The sequence below is a fragment of the Klebsiella sp. GB_Kp047 genome (assembly GCF_040065235.1).
In the GTDB taxonomy this organism is placed as follows: domain Bacteria; phylum Pseudomonadota; class Gammaproteobacteria; order Enterobacterales; family Enterobacteriaceae; genus Klebsiella; species Klebsiella quasipneumoniae.
Genome location: NZ_JBEAJG010000041.1, coordinates 713,852 through 729,177, shown reverse-complemented (window position 1 = coordinate 729,177; position 15,326 = coordinate 713,852). Strand labels below are relative to the sequence as shown.

At 58.6% G+C, this 15,326-nt stretch carries 14 protein-coding genes and 1 pseudogene; 4 read left to right on the top strand and 11 right to left on the bottom strand.

Features of this window, described 5'->3' with window-relative positions; translation table 11 throughout:
• Positions 1–101: 101 nt before the first annotated feature.
• Positions 102–638 carry a YniB family protein gene (locus ABLV76_RS24160; RefSeq protein WP_348878520.1) on the top strand — a complete coding sequence of 179 codons (537 nt, stop codon included), beginning with the start codon at positions 102–104 and terminating at the stop codon, positions 636–638.
• A gap of 29 nt (positions 639–667) precedes the next feature.
• Here ABLV76_RS24160 and yciA read toward each other — a convergent pair whose 3' ends face one another.
• The 5 genes from yciA to ABLV76_RS24135 all read right to left on the bottom strand — a co-directional run bounded on the left by yciA (position 668) and on the right by ABLV76_RS24135 (position 5,395).
• Entirely contained in the window at positions 668–1,066 is a 399-nt protein-coding gene (yciA, locus tag ABLV76_RS24155; RefSeq protein ID WP_002901629.1) for an acyl-CoA thioester hydrolase YciA, read from the bottom strand.
• A gap of 98 nt (positions 1,067–1,164) precedes the next feature.
• Entirely contained in the window at positions 1,165–3,348 is a 2,184-nt protein-coding gene (locus tag ABLV76_RS24150; RefSeq protein ID WP_048295791.1) for a TonB-dependent siderophore receptor, read from the bottom strand.
• 270 nt (positions 3,349–3,618) lie between these two features.
• Positions 3,619–4,158: a septation protein A gene (locus tag ABLV76_RS24145; RefSeq protein WP_004203842.1), complete on the bottom strand. Its 540-nt coding sequence runs from the start codon at positions 4,156–4,158 to the stop codon at positions 3,619–3,621.
• A gap of 54 nt (positions 4,159–4,212) precedes the next feature.
• Complete coding sequence (locus ABLV76_RS24140) at positions 4,213–4,956, bottom strand: YciC family protein (RefSeq protein ID WP_004203845.1); 744 nt, start codon at positions 4,954–4,956, stop codon at positions 4,213–4,215.
• Between the two features lie 25 nt (positions 4,957–4,981).
• Positions 4,982–5,395 carry a YkgJ family cysteine cluster protein gene (locus ABLV76_RS24135; protein WP_004203847.1) on the bottom strand — a complete coding sequence of 138 codons (414 nt, stop codon included), beginning with the start codon at positions 5,393–5,395 and terminating at the stop codon, positions 4,982–4,984.
• 269 nt (positions 5,396–5,664) lie between these two features.
• Between ABLV76_RS24135 and ompW the strand changes: the two genes are divergently transcribed.
• On the top strand, positions 5,665–6,303 hold the full coding sequence (gene ompW, locus ABLV76_RS24130) for an outer membrane protein OmpW (RefSeq protein ID WP_004203849.1): 639 nt from the start codon (positions 5,665–5,667) through the stop codon (positions 6,301–6,303).
• Positions 6,304–6,381: 78 nt separating this feature from the next.
• On the opposite strand, the gene ybiX is transcribed toward ompW, so the two are convergent.
• Positions 6,382–7,059, bottom strand: a complete 678-nt coding sequence (gene ybiX / locus ABLV76_RS24125) for a PKHD-type hydroxylase YbiX (RefSeq protein ID WP_048294545.1) — start codon at positions 7,057–7,059, stop codon at positions 6,382–6,384.
• A gap of 48 nt (positions 7,060–7,107) precedes the next feature.
• Entirely contained in the window at positions 7,108–9,393 is a 2,286-nt protein-coding gene (locus ABLV76_RS24120; RefSeq protein WP_348878519.1) for a catecholate siderophore receptor Fiu, read from the bottom strand.
• A 364-nt stretch (positions 9,394–9,757) separates the two neighbouring features.
• Between ABLV76_RS24120 and ABLV76_RS24115 the strand changes: the two are divergent.
• Positions 9,758–10,290, top strand: a pseudogene (locus ABLV76_RS24115) (LysR family transcriptional regulator); the annotation flags it as partial.
• 154 nt (positions 10,291–10,444) lie between these two features.
• Here the strand turns inward: ABLV76_RS24115 and ABLV76_RS24110 are convergent.
• Complete coding sequence (locus tag ABLV76_RS24110) at positions 10,445–11,392, bottom strand: zinc-binding alcohol dehydrogenase family protein (RefSeq protein WP_117131704.1); 948 nt, start codon at positions 11,390–11,392, stop codon at positions 10,445–10,447.
• Between the two features lie 74 nt (positions 11,393–11,466).
• Here ABLV76_RS24110 and ABLV76_RS24105 point away from each other — a divergent pair, with 74 nt between their 5' ends.
• A complete protein-coding gene (locus tag ABLV76_RS24105; protein WP_348878518.1) occupies positions 11,467–11,949 on the top strand; it encodes a MarR family winged helix-turn-helix transcriptional regulator in 483 nt (160 codons plus the stop codon).
• 3 nt (positions 11,950–11,952) lie between these two features.
• Here the strand turns inward: ABLV76_RS24105 and trpA are convergent, their stop codons facing one another.
• Genes trpA through trpCF form a run of 3 tightly spaced genes read right to left on the bottom strand, consistent with a single transcriptional unit; the run spans position 11,953 to position 15,323 of the window.
• Positions 11,953–12,762, bottom strand: coding sequence for a tryptophan synthase subunit alpha (gene trpA, locus ABLV76_RS24100; protein WP_004203859.1), 810 nt, complete (start codon positions 12,760–12,762; stop codon positions 11,953–11,955).
• Complete coding sequence (gene trpB, locus ABLV76_RS24095) at positions 12,762–13,955, bottom strand: tryptophan synthase subunit beta (RefSeq protein ID WP_004203860.1); 1,194 nt, start codon at positions 13,953–13,955, stop codon at positions 12,762–12,764. Before trpB ends, trpA begins: the two co-directional genes overlap by 1 nt.
• A 9-nt stretch (positions 13,956–13,964) precedes the next feature.
• Positions 13,965–15,323, bottom strand: a complete 1,359-nt coding sequence (gene trpCF, locus ABLV76_RS24090) for a bifunctional indole-3-glycerol-phosphate synthase TrpC/phosphoribosylanthranilate isomerase TrpF (RefSeq protein WP_040026099.1) — start codon at positions 15,321–15,323, stop codon at positions 13,965–13,967.
• Between the last annotated feature and the right edge of the window lie 3 nt (positions 15,324–15,326).

The following is a 15,326-nucleotide window of genomic DNA, read 5'->3' as shown; positions in this document are numbered from 1 at the left end:
AAGATAGACTTATACCCGACACATTCGGGTAAGCGAGGGGCGCCTGCGCCACGCAACGGGCGGCAGGCGAACCACTAACGCGTCTTTAACAAGGGGAACTCATGACGTACCAACAAGCTGGACGCATTGCGGTCATCAAACGTATTTTGGGATGGGTCATCTTTATTCCCGCCGTGCTGTCGACGCTGATTTCTGTCCTCAAATTTATGTATGAGCACAGTGAAAAGAAACCCGGCATTGACGCGGTGATGATGGATTTTGCGCACGTCATGATTGAGATGATGCGCTTTAACACGCCGTTCCTGAACTTTTTCTGGTACAACTCACCGCTGCCGGATTTTCACCATAGCCTGAACATCGGCTTCTGGATTATCTTCATTCTGGTGTTCGTCGGCATGGCGCTGCAGGCCGCCGGCGCGCGGATGGCGCGGCAGGCGAAATTTCTCCGCGAGGGGATTGAGGATCAGCTGATCCTCGAGCAGGCGAAAGGCGCGGAAGGGTTAACTCGCGAGCAGCTCGCCGAACGCATTGTGGTGCCGCGACATACGATCCTGGTGCAGTATTTCCCGCTGTACGTGCTGCCGGTGATGGTGATTGTTATCGGCTACTTCTTCTTCTCGCTGCTGGGCTTTCTCTAAGCCAGGTGCCCGGTTAGCCGGGCGCCATCTTATTCGGCCGGCAGAGGGCGGGGTTTACCCTGATTATCGACGGCAACGTAGATAAACAGCGCTTCCGTCGCCTTGTAGCGCTGGCCAATCGGTTCTGAAGAGACTTTTTTCACCCACACTTCGATGTTAATGGTCACTGAGGTATTGCCGCGCTTCACGCAGCGGGCATAGCAGCACACCACGTCGCCTACGGCCACCGGGCGTAAAAAGGTCATCCCATCCACGCGCACGGTCACCACGCGACCCTGGGCGATCTCTTTGGCCATAATGGCGCCGCCGATATCCATCTGCGACATCAGCCAGCCGCCAAAAATGTCCCCGTTGGCATTGGTATCTGCCGGCATTGCCAGGGTGCGTAAAACCATTTCGCCCTTCGGGGCGAGATCTGTTGTTGTCATGCTCTACTCTGTTGTGGTCAAAGACGATCAGCGGGATGCTACTATGAAAACGGCGTAGAGAGAATAGGGCTGGCGCCCGCGGAGGCGGGCGCAGTGGTTCAGAAAGAGAGGGTCACTCCGGCGTAATACGCGCGTCCAGGCTCATTGTAGGTCGAGGCGCCGGCATTTTCGCGATACAGTTGCTTATCAAAGAGGTTACTTATGCCGGCATTCAGGCGAATATCCCGGTTGAGCTGATACTGGGTGCCGATCCCCACGATGGAATAGGCGCCAACCTCGGTGGTAGCAAGGGTTCCGGTTTCGTTGCGGATCTCTGCATACTGACGCGGCTTCTGACGGCCATAAAGCGTCCAGTTGACATTCGCAGACAGGGCGTCGTTTACCTGCCAGTCGAGCATCGTGTTAACGGTATATTTCGGGATAACCGACAGCGGGTTGCCTGTCTCTTTACTTTCAGATTTGAACATCCAGGTGGCATTGGTCCGCCAGCTTAGGATATCAGCCAGCACCGGGATCAGCATATTGCCTTCCAGCCCCTCGACTACTGCTTTGCCGCCGTTCTGCCATTGCAGGATATTATTGCCGCTGGAGGTATAGCCCAGCACCTCGGTTCCGGAGACGATTTTGTTTTTGTAATCGTTGCGGAACCAGGTGACCCCGGCAGCGTAGCCATTAAGGTTAAATTCGATACCGATCTCTTTGTTAATACTGATTTCCGGGTCGAGGTCAGGGTTGCCCAGCAGATAGCAGCTGCCTTCGGCGATAGTGTTTGGACAACCGTTGCCGCGGGTGGAGAGCAGATAGCCTTCACTGGATTGATAAAGGTTAGGCGCTTTAAACACCCGCGCGATACCGGCCTTCAGCGTGAACATATCGCCCAGCGCCTGAGACAAATTGAGGCTTGGGCTCCAGTTGCTGCCAAACTGATTATGATAATCGAAACGAATGCCGGGGATCAGGTTGGTGCCGGGCACGGCTTCGATATTATCCTCCAGATAGATACCGGTGAGGGTGGCGCTGTTTTTGGTACGACGTTGCGCAGGGTCGCCGGAGGTCCCAGGGATAGTCTCCCCATTGCTGTTAGTGGCCTGCATCGATGCCGGGTCGTCGAGCTGATCATGGTTCCATTCCATGCCCAGCGTCAGCGTCTGATCCGCCAGCCAGAAGAAAGGCACATTGAATTCGGAGGTAGTACGCCAGGATTCCAGTCGGCTGGTGGCATAATCCTCACTGTTGATCATGCCTTCGACGCGGCCGGTGGAGCCTTCCTGCAGGCGGGTATTGTTGGTTTTCTCGTAGTAAACCCCCGCTTTGGACTGGCCCCAATCCCAAAGACCGTTGTAGGTCAATCCCCAGGACTGGCGATAGAGGCGATTCGTTTCGTGGCCGTACAGGGAATCCACCAGCCCGTTCGGGCTAAGATTGCCGTTGCTGTACTGGGTATCACCGGCATAGATATTCCCCTGACGGCTATAGGCGTAGCTGAAATCGAGAATTTGTTGCGGGGTCATTTTCCATGACAGCAGGGCGTTAATATCTTTATTGCGTACCCCTTCGCGTCCCGCAGCGTAGGAGCCGTTTTGCGCATGGTTAATATCCCAGGCGTCGGGTTCCGTTTTATTGATATTGCCATACAGGCGCATTGTCAGCGCCTCGCCGGCCAGTGGGCCGCTGAGATTGAAGTTAGCGCGATTAGTCGTGCCTTCCTTGTTGTTTTCCGGCTGATTGGTAAAAAAAGACAGGGAACCGTGCCAGTTGTTGGTCGGGCGTTTGGTAATAATGTTGACCACTCCGCCGGCCGCACCGGAACCATAACGCGCGGCTGCCGGGCCGCGGAGGACTTCAATTCGCTCGACCATCTCGGCAGGGACCCAGTTGCTGTCGCCCCGGGTATCGCGTTCGCCGCGCCAGCTATAGCGAACCGAGTTACGTGACGTGGCCGGTACCCCATCTATCAGGATCAGGGTGTTCTCCGGCCCCATGCCGCGGATATCAATCTGGCGGTTGTTGCCCCGACTACCGCTGGCGCTGTTGCCGGTCAAATTCACCCCGGGCATTTTACGGATGATGTCTGAGAGATCGTTGACCGGTGGCTGTTTTGCAATATCATCTGCCGTGATAATCGACACCCCGGGCTGTTGCTTGAGCGCCTCTTCCGCCGTACTGCGCACAATCATTGTTTCGGTATCTTGTTCTGACTCTTCTGCAAAGGCGTTAGGGGCAAGGAGACTGGATATGACCAGCGCCAGGATCGTGGGGACATAATATTGCGGCGATCTCATGTAAATATCCTTTTCAAAACAATTCAAAATGAGATCGAGAATATTAATGATAACAATTATCATTACAATGTAACGAAATAAATCTCCATAAAATCCTCACAATTAGCGCAATTTTTTACGCTGCCGATTGAAATCGTGAAGGGAGCCTGCGCTGTGGGGCCGGGAAGCTGTCAGGTTACGCGCGGAGGTGGTGGTGGCAGGGACGGTTGGCCAGCGCAGCAAGGGTACCCGGGGCGAGCGCGGCGCGCGGGTGGCGCGCCGGTGGAGGCGTTAGTGGTGGTCGTCCTGCGGCATATGACGGTAGATGTAGATCCCGCTCAGCAAGGTAAAGACCAGCGTGAGGGCAGTTAAACCGAAGACCTTAAAGTTAACCCAGATATTCTGCGGCAACCAGAAGGCGATATAGATATTAGCCAGTCCGCAGAGGATAAAAAACGCCGCCCAGGCCAGGTTAAGGCGCGACCAGACCTGCTGCGGCAGGGTCAGCTCTTTACCCAGCATGCGCTGGATAAGCGGCTTTTTCATCACCCACTGGCTGAACAGCAGCGCGCCGGCGAACAGCGCATAGATCACCGTCACCTTCCATTTAATGAACTCATCATTGTGGAAGAAGAGGGTTAATCCACCGAAGACGGCCACCAGCACGAAGGTGATCAGCGCCATTTTTTCGATTTTACGGTAGCGCACCCAGCTGTAGATCAGCACGATGGCGGTCGCCACAATCAGCGCCGTGGTGGCGGCGTAGATATCGTAAAGCTTGTAGAAGGCGAAGAAGACCACCAGCGGTAAAAAATCCAGAAACTGCTTCATACATCGATCCCGTCTGTCAGGACGGACCGGGAAATTCCCCGGTCCAGGTTAAAATTAGCTACGGATAAGCATATACACGCGGAATAAATAGATCAGCAACAGGGCGGAAATCAGGTTGCTGAGGGTATTAATCACCACCGCGCCGACGTTTGGCGTCAGGGCGGCAAAGCTGGAAGCAAACAGTAACAGCAGAGTTTTCGCCACCAGCCAACCGATAATGGCCGGCGCCACCAGCCGCAGATTGGCCCACGCCAGGCGCATGCTGCTGCGCATGGCGCCGAGGATGCCCATTTTGTCCTGCACCAGCATGATCGGCGCAAAGGCCAGCACAATGGCCAACAGGACGCCGGGCACCAGCACTAACATCATCCCCATCTGCACCAGGAAAGTGGTGAAGAGGATCAGCAGCAGCAGCTTCGGCAGCACCGGCGCCGAGGCGCCGATGGCGCGCAGGGCGCTGACACGATGACCGGCAGAGACCAGCTGGATGAGCAGCAGAACGCCGCCGGCGAGGATCGCATTGCCCACCAGACCCGAGAAGGTTGATGCCGCCGAGGCGCGCAGCAGAACCTGCTGCTGCTCCGGCGTCATATTCTGCACCAGTTCGAACAGGCCTGCGCTACCGGCGAGGTTGTCGCCTTCGCTGAGTATCGACAGCTGCTCGTCGCTGGGTGAAAAGGCATGGCCAAGTACTACCGTAATGAACGCGCACAACAGCGCAATCAGCAAAATGGTAATGAACTGATTACGAAAAAAATTCCCGGTGTCACGGTAGACGGACTTCGCCGTGATAGACATGCATTCTCCTTGAGTGTCGCAGGTGTTAACTAGCCGGCGATTGTACCGCAAATCCTTCCGTCGTAGCACTCTCTGCGCCGGTCAGGGCAGGTATATCTTTGTAAAGAGGCCGCAATGGCGGCAGCCCATAGCGCGCTCGCGCCCGGTTGCAGGCGTCGTTTTCCTCGCCGTTTTCCCCGGACATGGCGAATTCGCGACATGGCGAAGGACGGTTTTCATAGATAGTGCAGTGGACGGCGTCGCCGATCTCGCCCGATAGCGCCGCACAGCGGCTCTGACGTTGATTAGTGCCGCTCATACAGCGCAGGAAGGGGGTCAGCGGCTCGGTCAGCGCGGCGGGCACCAGGCCGCCCGCGTCGTCGGCTTCCGCCCAGTAGAAAGAGACTCGAAAATACGCACAACAGGCACCGCACGTCATGCACGGGTTGATTTCACTCATAATTACACCTGAAAAAAACGCATCAACACAGATTGTCGGCAGTTAACTTATCCAGCCGCCTCAGCCGCGGCAAGAGGGGCAGAAATAATTTTTTTTGCGAAAAGTGAAAATTGATGTGCGAAGGATTTAGCGTATTGCGATCGGTATCAAAAATTAATCTGGATCAATAAATGTTAAATCTAAGGTTTTAGTGTGATCTAAAACAGATCAAACGTAACTCGTTATAGGTATATTTGGCCGCGCTGAAAAACCATAATGAGGAAGTGGATATGAAGAAGTTAGCAGCGGCGGCATTGATTCTAAGCACTCTTACTACCGGCAGCGTCTGGGCGCATGAAGCGGGTGAATTTTTCATTCGTGCCGGGACCGCCACCGTCCGACCGACGGAAGGCTCTGACAATGTGCTGGGCAGTCTGGGCAGTTTCAACGTCAGTAACAATACTCAGCTGGGTTTAACCTTTACCTATATGGCGACCGATAACATCGGCGTGGAACTGCTGGCGGCTACGCCGTTCCGCCATAAGGTTGGTACCGGGCCAACCGGCACCATCGCTACCGTGCATCAGTTGCCACCCACCCTGATGGCGCAGTGGTACTTTGGCGATGCGCAAAGCAAGGTGCGTCCGTACGTGGGGGCGGGGATTAACTACACCACCTTCTTTAATGAAGACTTTAACGATACCGGCAAGGCGGCCGGGCTTTCCGATCTGAGCCTGAAGGACTCCTGGGGCGCGGCAGGACAGGTCGGCCTCGATTACCTGATTAACCGTGACTGGCTGCTGAATATGTCGGTGTGGTACATGGATATCGATACCGATGTGAAATTCAAAGCCGGCGGCGTGGACCAGAAAGTCAGCACCCGCCTGGATCCGTGGGTGTTTATGTTCTCCGCAGGCTATCGGTTCTAACGCCTGCTGCAAACTGGCCAGCGGACGGCCAGTCTGTTGCCTCCTCACCCCTCCCTGCGATAAACCTTCGCCTGCGGATCACACTTCAGTCCACTGGCGCAGCAGGTTGTGATACATATTGAGCAGGGAGAGGACCTCTTCCCCGTCGCCAAAGCGGGTTTTGAGAGACTGGATCGTGCGGTCCAGGTCGTAGAGCATCGCGCGCTGCTTATCGTCGCGGACCATCGACTGGATCCACAGGAAAGAGGCCTGGCGAACCCCGCCGGTGACCGGGGTGACGCAGTGCAGACTACTGGCGGGATAGAGCACCAGATGTCCGGCCGGGAGCTTCACCCGGTGCTGGCCATAGGTATCTTCAATCACCAGTTCGCCCCCTTCATAGCTTTCCGGCTCGCAGAGGAACAGCGTCGCCGAGAGGTCGGTCCGCATCCAGCCCGCCTCGCCGTTCTGGCGCACCGCGCCATCGACATGAAAACCGTAGGTCTCTCCCGGCCCGTAGCGATTAAACAACGGCGCGGAAATTGTCCGCGGCAGCGCGGCGGAAAAAAACTGCGGATGGCCGCGCAGCGCGTCGAGTACGGCTGCCTGCAGACGGGCATACAGCGGCGTGCGGGTATCGATCTGCTGGTTTTGTTTGACGGTCGCCCCCTGGCTGCCGACGGTAACCCGCCCGTCAACCCATTCGGCCTGCGCCAGCAGGCGGCCATATTCAGCCACCTGGTCCGCCGTCAGCACGTCAGGAATGTGATACATCATTGCGGTGTTCTCTCAAAAAGGTGGGGCGCGATGGCCCCACGTGCAGACTCAGAAATGGACGTTCGCCGTCAACATAAAGGTACGGGGTTCGCCCGGATGATAGCGATAGCCGCTCTTGTTGATGGAAGCCACGTAATCGGTATCAAACAGGTTGTACATATTGAGCTGCAGATCGAGATTGCTGTTGACCCGATAGCCCAGTTTGGCGTCGGCGACCCAATAGCCCTCGGTGTGATCCGGGGTACCCACCGCGCCATCGCTGCCCCGGCGCAGGCTTCCGACATAGCGCACGCCGCCGCCGACGGACAGATCGCTGGTGGCCTGATACTGCGTCCACAGCGTAAAGGCATGTTTCGGGGTGTAGGCCAGCGCGGAAGAGCCATCCTGCGCCACATTCTGACCCTCTGTCACCGTGGCATGTTGCTGGGTGTAGCCGGCGATGATTGTCCAGTCCGGGGTCAGGTTCCCGGTTGCGGAGAGCTCATAGCCTTCCACGCGCTTTTTGCCGTACTGCGACCAGGTTCCGTCATCGTTGGCGGCCACTTCGTTTTCAATATCGGTGCGGAATAACGCCGCGCTGAGCAGCAGGCGCTTGTCGAGGATCTGCCACTTGGTGCCCAGTTCGCTGGATTTCGCTTTCTGCGGTTTAAAGTCGGTCCGGTTGGCGCTGTTGCCGCTACCGCTGGCAGCCAGCGCGAAGCTGCTGCCCCCCGGCGGTTGCTGCGAGATGGCATAGTTGACGTAGATATTGCCCTGCTCGGTTAAGCGATACAGCGCCCCGGCCTTCCAGTTAACCAGGTTACCGGATTTAGCGGTATCGACAGTGGTGACCGGGCTGCCGGTCGACTGTCCTGGCGGGCAGGCGACAGCCCCGCGTCCGCTGCCGCCGCAGGCGGTGGCGCTGTCATATTTGGTATGGTAACTGTCGAGACGCAGCCCACCGTTGACCTCAACCCGATCGGTCAGCGCCAGCGTATCAAAGGCATAGATACCGAAGGTATCGGTCTGGCCGTTGGCGTTCGCCCCGTTTCTGTCCAGCCCGCCAATCGACAGGCTGCTCACCGGATGATAGAGATTCACCGCCGGAGCGGTCAGGGCGTTGACGCCATAGTTAGTCTGGTTTTCCCGGGTAAACTCCACGCCGGCACTGACGTCATGGCCTATCGAACCGGTATTGAAGGTCGAAGTGATATTGGTCTGGTTGGTCAGAATGCGGTTGCTGACATCTTTGGTATTAACCAGACGTGACCAGCTCCAGGTATTGACGTCATTGATGTCGGGGGCGGTGATATTGCTCGCGCCGCCCATCACCGCGGTCAGGAGATACTCCTGCTTCACACGCGACCAGCGGGTGGTATTGCGCACGGTGGTATTGTCCGTCAGATCGTGTTCAAAGCGCAGGGTGCCGCTGTCGGTGGTGGATTTATCGTAATCGGAGTCGGTGCCATAGAAATTGCTGGTATCGACCTTACCGGCGGAATTGAGGGCGGCATACTTCGGCGAAGGCGCCGAATAGCCCGGCAGGCCGACGGTGGGGATCCCGCCATCCGGGGTGTTATTCTGCCGGACGTGGAGATAGTTCAGATACAGACGGGTGGGCGTATCGAGGCCGAAGGCCAGGGACGGGGCAATGCCGTAGCGCTCGTTCTCAATCTTATCCCGGCCGGCGTCGTGGGTTTTTTCGCCCATCAGGTTGAGGCGAAACGCGGCGTTGTCGCCGAAGGCCTGGTTAAGGTCAAGGGTACCCCGACGCGACCAGGCGCTGCCGATGCTGGCGGATCCGTCGATCCCGGAGTCAAGGCGCGGCTGCTTGCTGATCATATTGATCGAGCCGGAAGGGGCGCTGCGGCCATAGTCCGTGCCGGCGGGCCCTTTGATGACTTCCACCTGCTGGGTATTGAAGGTATCCCGCGTCACGCTGCCGATATCGCGAATGCCGTCGACATAAATACTGTTGGAGGTGTCCACGCCGCGCATAAAGATGGCGTCCCCGGTGGTTGAGCTGCCATTCTCCCCGGCGTAAAACGCCCCGACGCCGGGGACGTTTTTGAGGGCGTCAGTCAGGTTGGTGACGCCCTGATCTTTAATGACCTGTTCGGGGATCACGGTGATGGTGCGAGTGGTATCCACCAGTGGTTTATTGAACTTGGGATCGGCGGAGGCTTCGGGAGAATAAAGCGAAGGCGGGGAGGCTTCCACCACCAGCGTCTCTTCATTATTTTTGACTGATTTTTCGGCTGCCATGCCGGTTGCCGGCGCGGCTCCCAGACACAGACCCGTAAACAATGCCAATGAGTTGAAACTGCCAAACGGCAGAGAAGCGTTTTTTTCCATGATAAATGCAGGCTTATTTTTTGTTATTAGCACATATCACGCCGCGCAAAAGCGACGTTATTCGTCGTCTGGCTTGCGCTGACCCGGCGTGATTCTATAAATGATAAAAAGAATAGTTATCATTCGCCTTAATATTTACACAGAAAAGTTGACGTTTAAACTGATTTCTTCACCACCGTTTACAAATTTCATAAATTTTGAACAAAAAAGGCGGGTGACCTCGGTAAAGGCGGCAGGGCAACGCGGAATATAGCGCGGTGACCTTGGATAACAGACGCCGGGCGGGCGCCGAAGGGCGCCCTGAGGCTGGCGTCCCGGCGGGCTTACCAGGGCACCGTGCGGCCGTGGCCATCCAGATACTCCAGTCCCGGGCGCCGCCCGCCGTTTCGGCCTTAGCACTTCGGCGATGATCCGAACGTTAACTCGCTTGCGGCACGTGACCGGCGATCCCCTGCTGGTGCGGGCCGGACGCAAAATGGTGTTCACCCCGCATGCGCAGCGGATCCGCAGCAAAACGCACAGTGTGCTGAGCGATTTGCGCGCGGTGCTCAATCCCGTTTACCGCCGCGGCGGCGATAGATGCAGAGCGCTATGTCGCCTGGGGACATGTTATCGTTTCCCGGCATGGGATCGTATATGGGCTGGTGGATGACCAGCTGGCAGAGCGGGGCGGGGGCTGTACCGGCGCATCGCCGCCGTCGTGCCGGGCATCAGCGCCGCGCTGGGGCTGGTGCCGGCCTCCTGCGTGCGTCATCCTTCGCCGCAGGGGATAGTAAGTTTTCCGCTGCCGGTCAGCACCGGGGTGATTACGGTGTGGCAGGCGTGGCGTCCGCGCCTGGAGCAGGCCCCGGCCACCGCTGGCTGTGGCAGCGGGTGCGAGAGGTGTGTCGCGAGTAAAAAAAAGCCCGCACAAGTGCGGGCAAAAATACTGGAAGCAATGTGAGCAATGTCGTACTGAATACCTGAGTTATTTACTCAACTATTCAGTGATGAGAAAGATAATATTTCTCATTTGAGATATCAACCCCATCTTTTGTGCGGAAGCGATTTTTTATCCGAGGGTGAAAACCGTACGCTTCTGGCTGTCGTCCTGCGGCCAGGCCGCCGCGATCTCCTGCAGCGGCCGCGGGGTGGTGGCGATGGTCAATTTCCCCTGCACCGCCGCCTGCAGCATTTCGCCGGTCGCCGCCAGCAGCTGCGGCATCGTCAGGCTACCGATCCCGCTACCCATCAGCAGGAGCGGGGCGGAACGCAGAACCGCGCCATTTAACGCGATATCGGCGCCAGCCAGGGACCCCACTTGCACATAGCGCACCGGCCTGCCGGCCGGGGTATATTTGGCCAGGGCCGGCAATAATAATTCCGCGCTGTGTCCCCACAGATAATCGATGACCACATCGATCTGCGCGGCGCTGACCGCTGAAAACTGTGCAGTTAACGTCTTATCATCCGCCGTTAACTGAATACATTCATCGGCGCCGATCGCCGCCAGCGACTGCGCATTGCGTCCGGCCGCAATGATTTTTTTTGCGCCCAGGTAGCGGGCAATCTGCACCGCCAGCTGACCGGCGCTGCCGGTGGCGCCGTTAATCAGCACCGTTTCGCCGGCCTGAAGCTGGGCGCGAGTCACCAGAGACGCCCACGCGGACATGCCGGGGTTGGCCATCGCCGCCGCCGGGATATCATCGAGCTCATCCGGCAGCGGCAGGCAATTCTGCAGGGCGACCGGCGCCCGCTGCGCCATACTGCCGAAGGGGGCAGTGGGGAAGGCGAAGTAGACGCGCTGGCCCTGGGATGTAGTGCCGACACCATCGATACCGGGTACAAAAGGCAGATTGCCGTCGAAGCTGTAATGGCGTCCTGATGCCCGGGCCTTGACCACATGGCTCATCGCGGCGGCGCGGACGTCAATAAGCGTCTGGCCGGGCGCGGGCTGCGGCTCGATGAAATCGGCCCAAACCGGGCCTTCTGCGAGATCAAAAACCACGCCTGCTTTCATAAATTATCTCCTGTCGGGAATTATGTGTAAAATACACATATTGTTTTGCAGCACTATACGCGGAAAATTAATACATGCAAGATGCACATAATGGCTACGACATTACCGACTTTCACGGCGCGCTGCTGGATATCATCAGCGTGATGAACCAGCCGGTGCGCGACGAGCAGATCCTCCAGGCAGCTGGCGTCAAGCTGGAACAGATGCTGTTTCCGCTGCTGGTGGCGGTAGGGCGCTATGGCCCGGTGGGGGTGGTTGAGCTGGCGGATCATTTAGGGCGCGATTACACCACCGTCAGTCGTCAGGTGAAGAAACTGGAAGCCCAGGGGCTTGCCGGTAAGCAACCGAACCGTCATGACCGACGGATCAGCGAAGTGACGCTTAGCGCCAGGGGACAACAGATGATCGACAGGATCGCCGTCGCGCGGCGGCGGTTAATGAATCAGATGCTGGCGCAGTGGCCGGAAGATGAAGTGCAGGCGCTGTTTCGCTTAACGCGCAAATACGCCGACAGTTTGCAGAAATCATCGCCGCCTGGCGCGATGCCAGGCGGCTGACGGTCAGGCGGTTTTGGTCGCCGCCTTCAGGCTCTGGACGAAGGCTTTCAGCTCGTCGAGCATGGTTTGCGGCTCATCAAGATGACGTTCGATGATTTTGACGATGGCGGAACCGGAGATCGCCCCGGCGGCCCCGGCGTCAATGGCGGCGCTCACCTGCTCCGGCGCGGAGATGCCAAAGCCCTGCAGCGGCGGCGCAGCGTGATATTCCGCCAGCTTCTCCACCAGATGGTGCAGCGGCAGCGCAGCGCGATTTTCCGCACCCGTCACCCCGGCGCGCGACAGCAGATAGGTGTAGCCGCGGCCATAAGAGGCGATCTGGCGCAGTAAATCGTCATCCGCGTTGGGCGGGCAAATGAAAATTGGCGCGATGTTATGGCGCATCGCCGCCTGGCGGAACGGGGCGGACTCTTCCACCGGCACGTCGGCTACCAGCACCGAGTCGACGCCGACGCGGGCGCACTGGGCATAGAACTCATCGATACCCGGGCTGAAGACGAGGTTGGCGTACATCAGCAGGCCGATTGGGATCGTTGGATGCTTCTGGCGGATCGCCGCCAGCATCTCAAAGCACTGCGCCGGGGTTACCCCCGCGGCGAAGGCGCGCAGGGCCGCGCCCTGGATGGTCGGGCCGTCCGCCAGCGGGTCGGAGAAGGGGATCCCCAGCTCAAGGGCATCGGCGCCGCCTTCGATCAGCGCATCGATAATTTTCAGCGACTGCTCCGGTCCCGGATCGCCAAGGGTGACAAAGGGGACGAAAGCGCCTTCCTGGCGGTTTTTCAGTTGGGCAAACAGCGTCTCATAGCGTTCCATCAGATTTCCCCTCGCGCTTTCAGGATGTCGTGTACGGTGAAAATGTCTTTATCGCCGCGGCCGGAGAGGTTAACCACCAGCAGCTGCTCTTTTTCCGGGTTCTCGCGCATCATTTTCAGCGCATGGGCCAGAGCGTGAGAGGACTCCAGCGCCGGGATGATCCCTTCGTGGCGGGAGAGCGCTTTAAACGCCTCCAGCGCTTCGTCATCGGTGATCGACACATAGTCGGCGCGCCCGGTGCTGTTCAGAAACGCGTGCTGCGGCCCAACGGACGGGAAGTCCAGCCCGGCGGAAATGGAGTAAGATTCCTCGATCTGGCCGTCGGCGGTTTGCATCATCGGCGACTTCATCCCGAAGTAGATCCCCACACGACCATGCTTCAGCGGCGCGCCGTGCTCCCCGCTTTCGATACCGTGCCCGGCAGGCTCCACGCCGATCAGGCCGACGCGGGTTTCCTCGATAAAATCAGCGAACATGCCGATGGCGTTTGACCCGCCGCCGACGCAGGCGATCACCGCGTCCGGCAGACGGCCCTCTTTTTCGAGGATCTGCGCTTTGGTCTCTTCGCCGATCATGCGCTGGAATTCACGTACGATGGTCGGGAACGGGTGCGGACCGGCGGCGGTGCCCAGCATATAGTGCGCCTTCTCGTAGCTGCCGGACCAGTCGCGCAGCGCCTCGTTACAGGCATCTTTCAGCGTGGCGGAGCCGCTATGCACCGGGATCACCTCGGCGCCCATCAGGCGCATACGGAAGACGTTCGGCGACTGGCGCTCGACGTCCTTGGCGCCCATGTAGATACGGCATTTCAGACCGAGCAGGGCGCTGGCCAGCGCTGAGGCGACGCCGTGCTGACCGGCGCCGGTCTCGGCGATAATTTCGGTTTTGCCCATCCGTTTGGCCAGCAGAGCCTGGCCCAGCACCTGGTTGGTTTTGTGCGCGCCGCCGTGCAGCAGATCTTCGCGTTTCAGGTACAGGGTAGTGCGGGTCCCTTCGGTCAGGTTCCGGCATTTGGTCAGGGCCGTCGGACGACCGGCGTAGTTTTTCAGCAGGTCGGTGAATTCCGCCTGAAAGGCCGGGTCCTTCTGCGCGCTGACAAAGGCCTCTTCCAGCTGGCGCAGGGCGGGCATCAGGATCTGCGGCACATACATGCCGCCGAATTCGCCGAAGTAGGGGTTCAGTAAAGTGCTCATTATTGCTCCTTAATATGCGCGCAGCGTCTGGAATACGGAGGCCAGCTTGCTGGCGTCTTTAATCCCGGGTTGCGACTCTACGCCTGAATTGAAATCGAGTCCGGCACAGCCGCTTTTGGCCGCTTCCACACAGTTATCGGCGCCGAGGCCGCCCGCCAGCATGACGTTGCGCAGGTCCTGGCCATGCAGCAGGCTCCAGTCAAAACGCTGGCCGCTGCCGCCCTGGCCGTTGTCGAGCAGATACTTATCGACATGGCGGAGTGTACGGGACGGTAAGGTTTCGCCAACGCTCAGCGCTTTCCAGATGCGGACGCTATCCGCGAGGGCGTCGCGCAGCGCGTCGATATAGGCCTGGTCTTCATCACCGTGCAGCTGTACGGCGGCCAGCTCCAGGGCCTGGGCGCGGGCGACCACCTCATCCAGCGGCGCATTGCGGAAGACGCCGACGTACTGCAGCGGCGCGGCGGCGATCACCGCTTTAGCCTGGGCGTCATTTACCGCCCGCGGCGAGGTCGGGACGAAGATCAGCCCACCGTAGATGGCGCCAGACTCCCAGGCCACCTGCGCATCCTGCGGGCGCGTCAGGCCGCACACTTTGTTCTCGCCGAGCAGCACGCGCTTGACCGCCGCTTCCAGATCCGCCTGCTCCATCAGGGCGGAGCCGATCAGGAAGCCATTGGCGAAGTGGCTCAGCTCACGCACTTCGGCATAGGTATGGATGCCGGATTCGCTGATCACCGTGACATCCGGGCCGAGACGCGCCGCCAGCTGACGGGTGCGGTTGAGGTCAATCGACATATCGCGCAGGTCGCGGTTATTAATGCCCACCACCTTCGCCTTCAGGGCGATGGCGCGCTCCAGCTCCTCTTCATTGCTGACTTCGGTCAGCACGCCCATATTCAGGCTGTGAGCCACCGCCGAGAGCTGACGATACTGTTCATCGTCGAGCACCGACAGCATCAGCAGGCAGGCGTCGGCCTGATAGTAGCGCGCCAGGTAGATCTGGTAAGGGTCGATGGTGAAGTCCTTACACAGGATCGGCTGCGGCGCGACCTTGCTGACGATCGGCAGAAAATCGAAGCTGCCCTGGAAATATTTCTCATCACACAGCACCGAGATCGCCGAGGCGTAGTGTTTGTAGATGCTGGCGATCGCCGCCGGATCGAAATCTTCGCGAATCAACCCCTTCGACGGCGAAGCCTTTTTGCACTCGAGAATAAACGCGGTGCGGGTGCCGGCCAGCGCGTCATAGAAATTGCGCTGCGTCGGGACGACCTCATTCTGAAAACTGGCTAACGGTTGTTGTTGTTTGCGGGCTTCCACCCAAATCGCTTTGTCGGCAACGATTTTTGCTAAAACGGTCTGCATTCT

What these genes read in the sequence shown, in the direction of transcription:
- ABLV76_RS24150 (WP_048295791.1), bottom strand. Translation starts at nt 3,348, where the DNA reads ATGAGATCGCCGCAATATTATGTCCCCACGATCCTGGCGCTGGTCATA.
- ABLV76_RS24145 (WP_004203842.1), bottom strand. Translation starts at nt 4,158, where the DNA reads ATGAAGCAGTTTCTGGATTTTTTACCGCTGGTGGTCTTCTTCGCCTTC.
- ABLV76_RS24160 (WP_348878520.1), top strand. Translation starts at nt 102, where the DNA reads ATGACGTACCAACAAGCTGGACGCATTGCGGTCATCAAACGTATTTTG.
- trpB (WP_004203860.1), bottom strand. Translation starts at nt 13,955, where the DNA reads ATGAGCACTTTACTGAACCCCTACTTCGGCGAATTCGGCGGCATGTAT.
- ABLV76_RS24120 (WP_348878519.1), bottom strand. Translation starts at nt 9,393, where the DNA reads ATGGAAAAAAACGCTTCTCTGCCGTTTGGCAGTTTCAACTCATTGGCA.
- ABLV76_RS24135 (WP_004203847.1), bottom strand. Translation starts at nt 5,395, where the DNA reads ATGAGTGAAATCAACCCGTGCATGACGTGCGGTGCCTGTTGTGCGTAT.
- ABLV76_RS24140 (WP_004203845.1), bottom strand. Translation starts at nt 4,956, where the DNA reads ATGTCTATCACGGCGAAGTCCGTCTACCGTGACACCGGGAATTTTTTT.
- trpCF (WP_040026099.1), bottom strand. Translation starts at nt 15,323, where the DNA reads ATGCAGACCGTTTTAGCAAAAATCGTTGCCGACAAAGCGATTTGGGTG.
- ybiX (WP_048294545.1), bottom strand. Translation starts at nt 7,059, where the DNA reads ATGATGTATCACATTCCTGACGTGCTGACGGCGGACCAGGTGGCTGAA.
- ompW (WP_004203849.1), top strand. Translation starts at nt 5,665, where the DNA reads ATGAAGAAGTTAGCAGCGGCGGCATTGATTCTAAGCACTCTTACTACC.
- trpA (WP_004203859.1), bottom strand. Translation starts at nt 12,762, where the DNA reads ATGGAACGCTATGAGACGCTGTTTGCCCAACTGAAAAACCGCCAGGAA.
- yciA (WP_002901629.1), bottom strand. Translation starts at nt 1,066, where the DNA reads ATGACAACAACAGATCTCGCCCCGAAGGGCGAAATGGTTTTACGCACC.
- ABLV76_RS24110 (WP_117131704.1), bottom strand. Translation starts at nt 11,392, where the DNA reads ATGAAAGCAGGCGTGGTTTTTGATCTCGCAGAAGGCCCGGTTTGGGCC.
- ABLV76_RS24105 (WP_348878518.1), top strand. Translation starts at nt 11,467, where the DNA reads ATGCAAGATGCACATAATGGCTACGACATTACCGACTTTCACGGCGCG.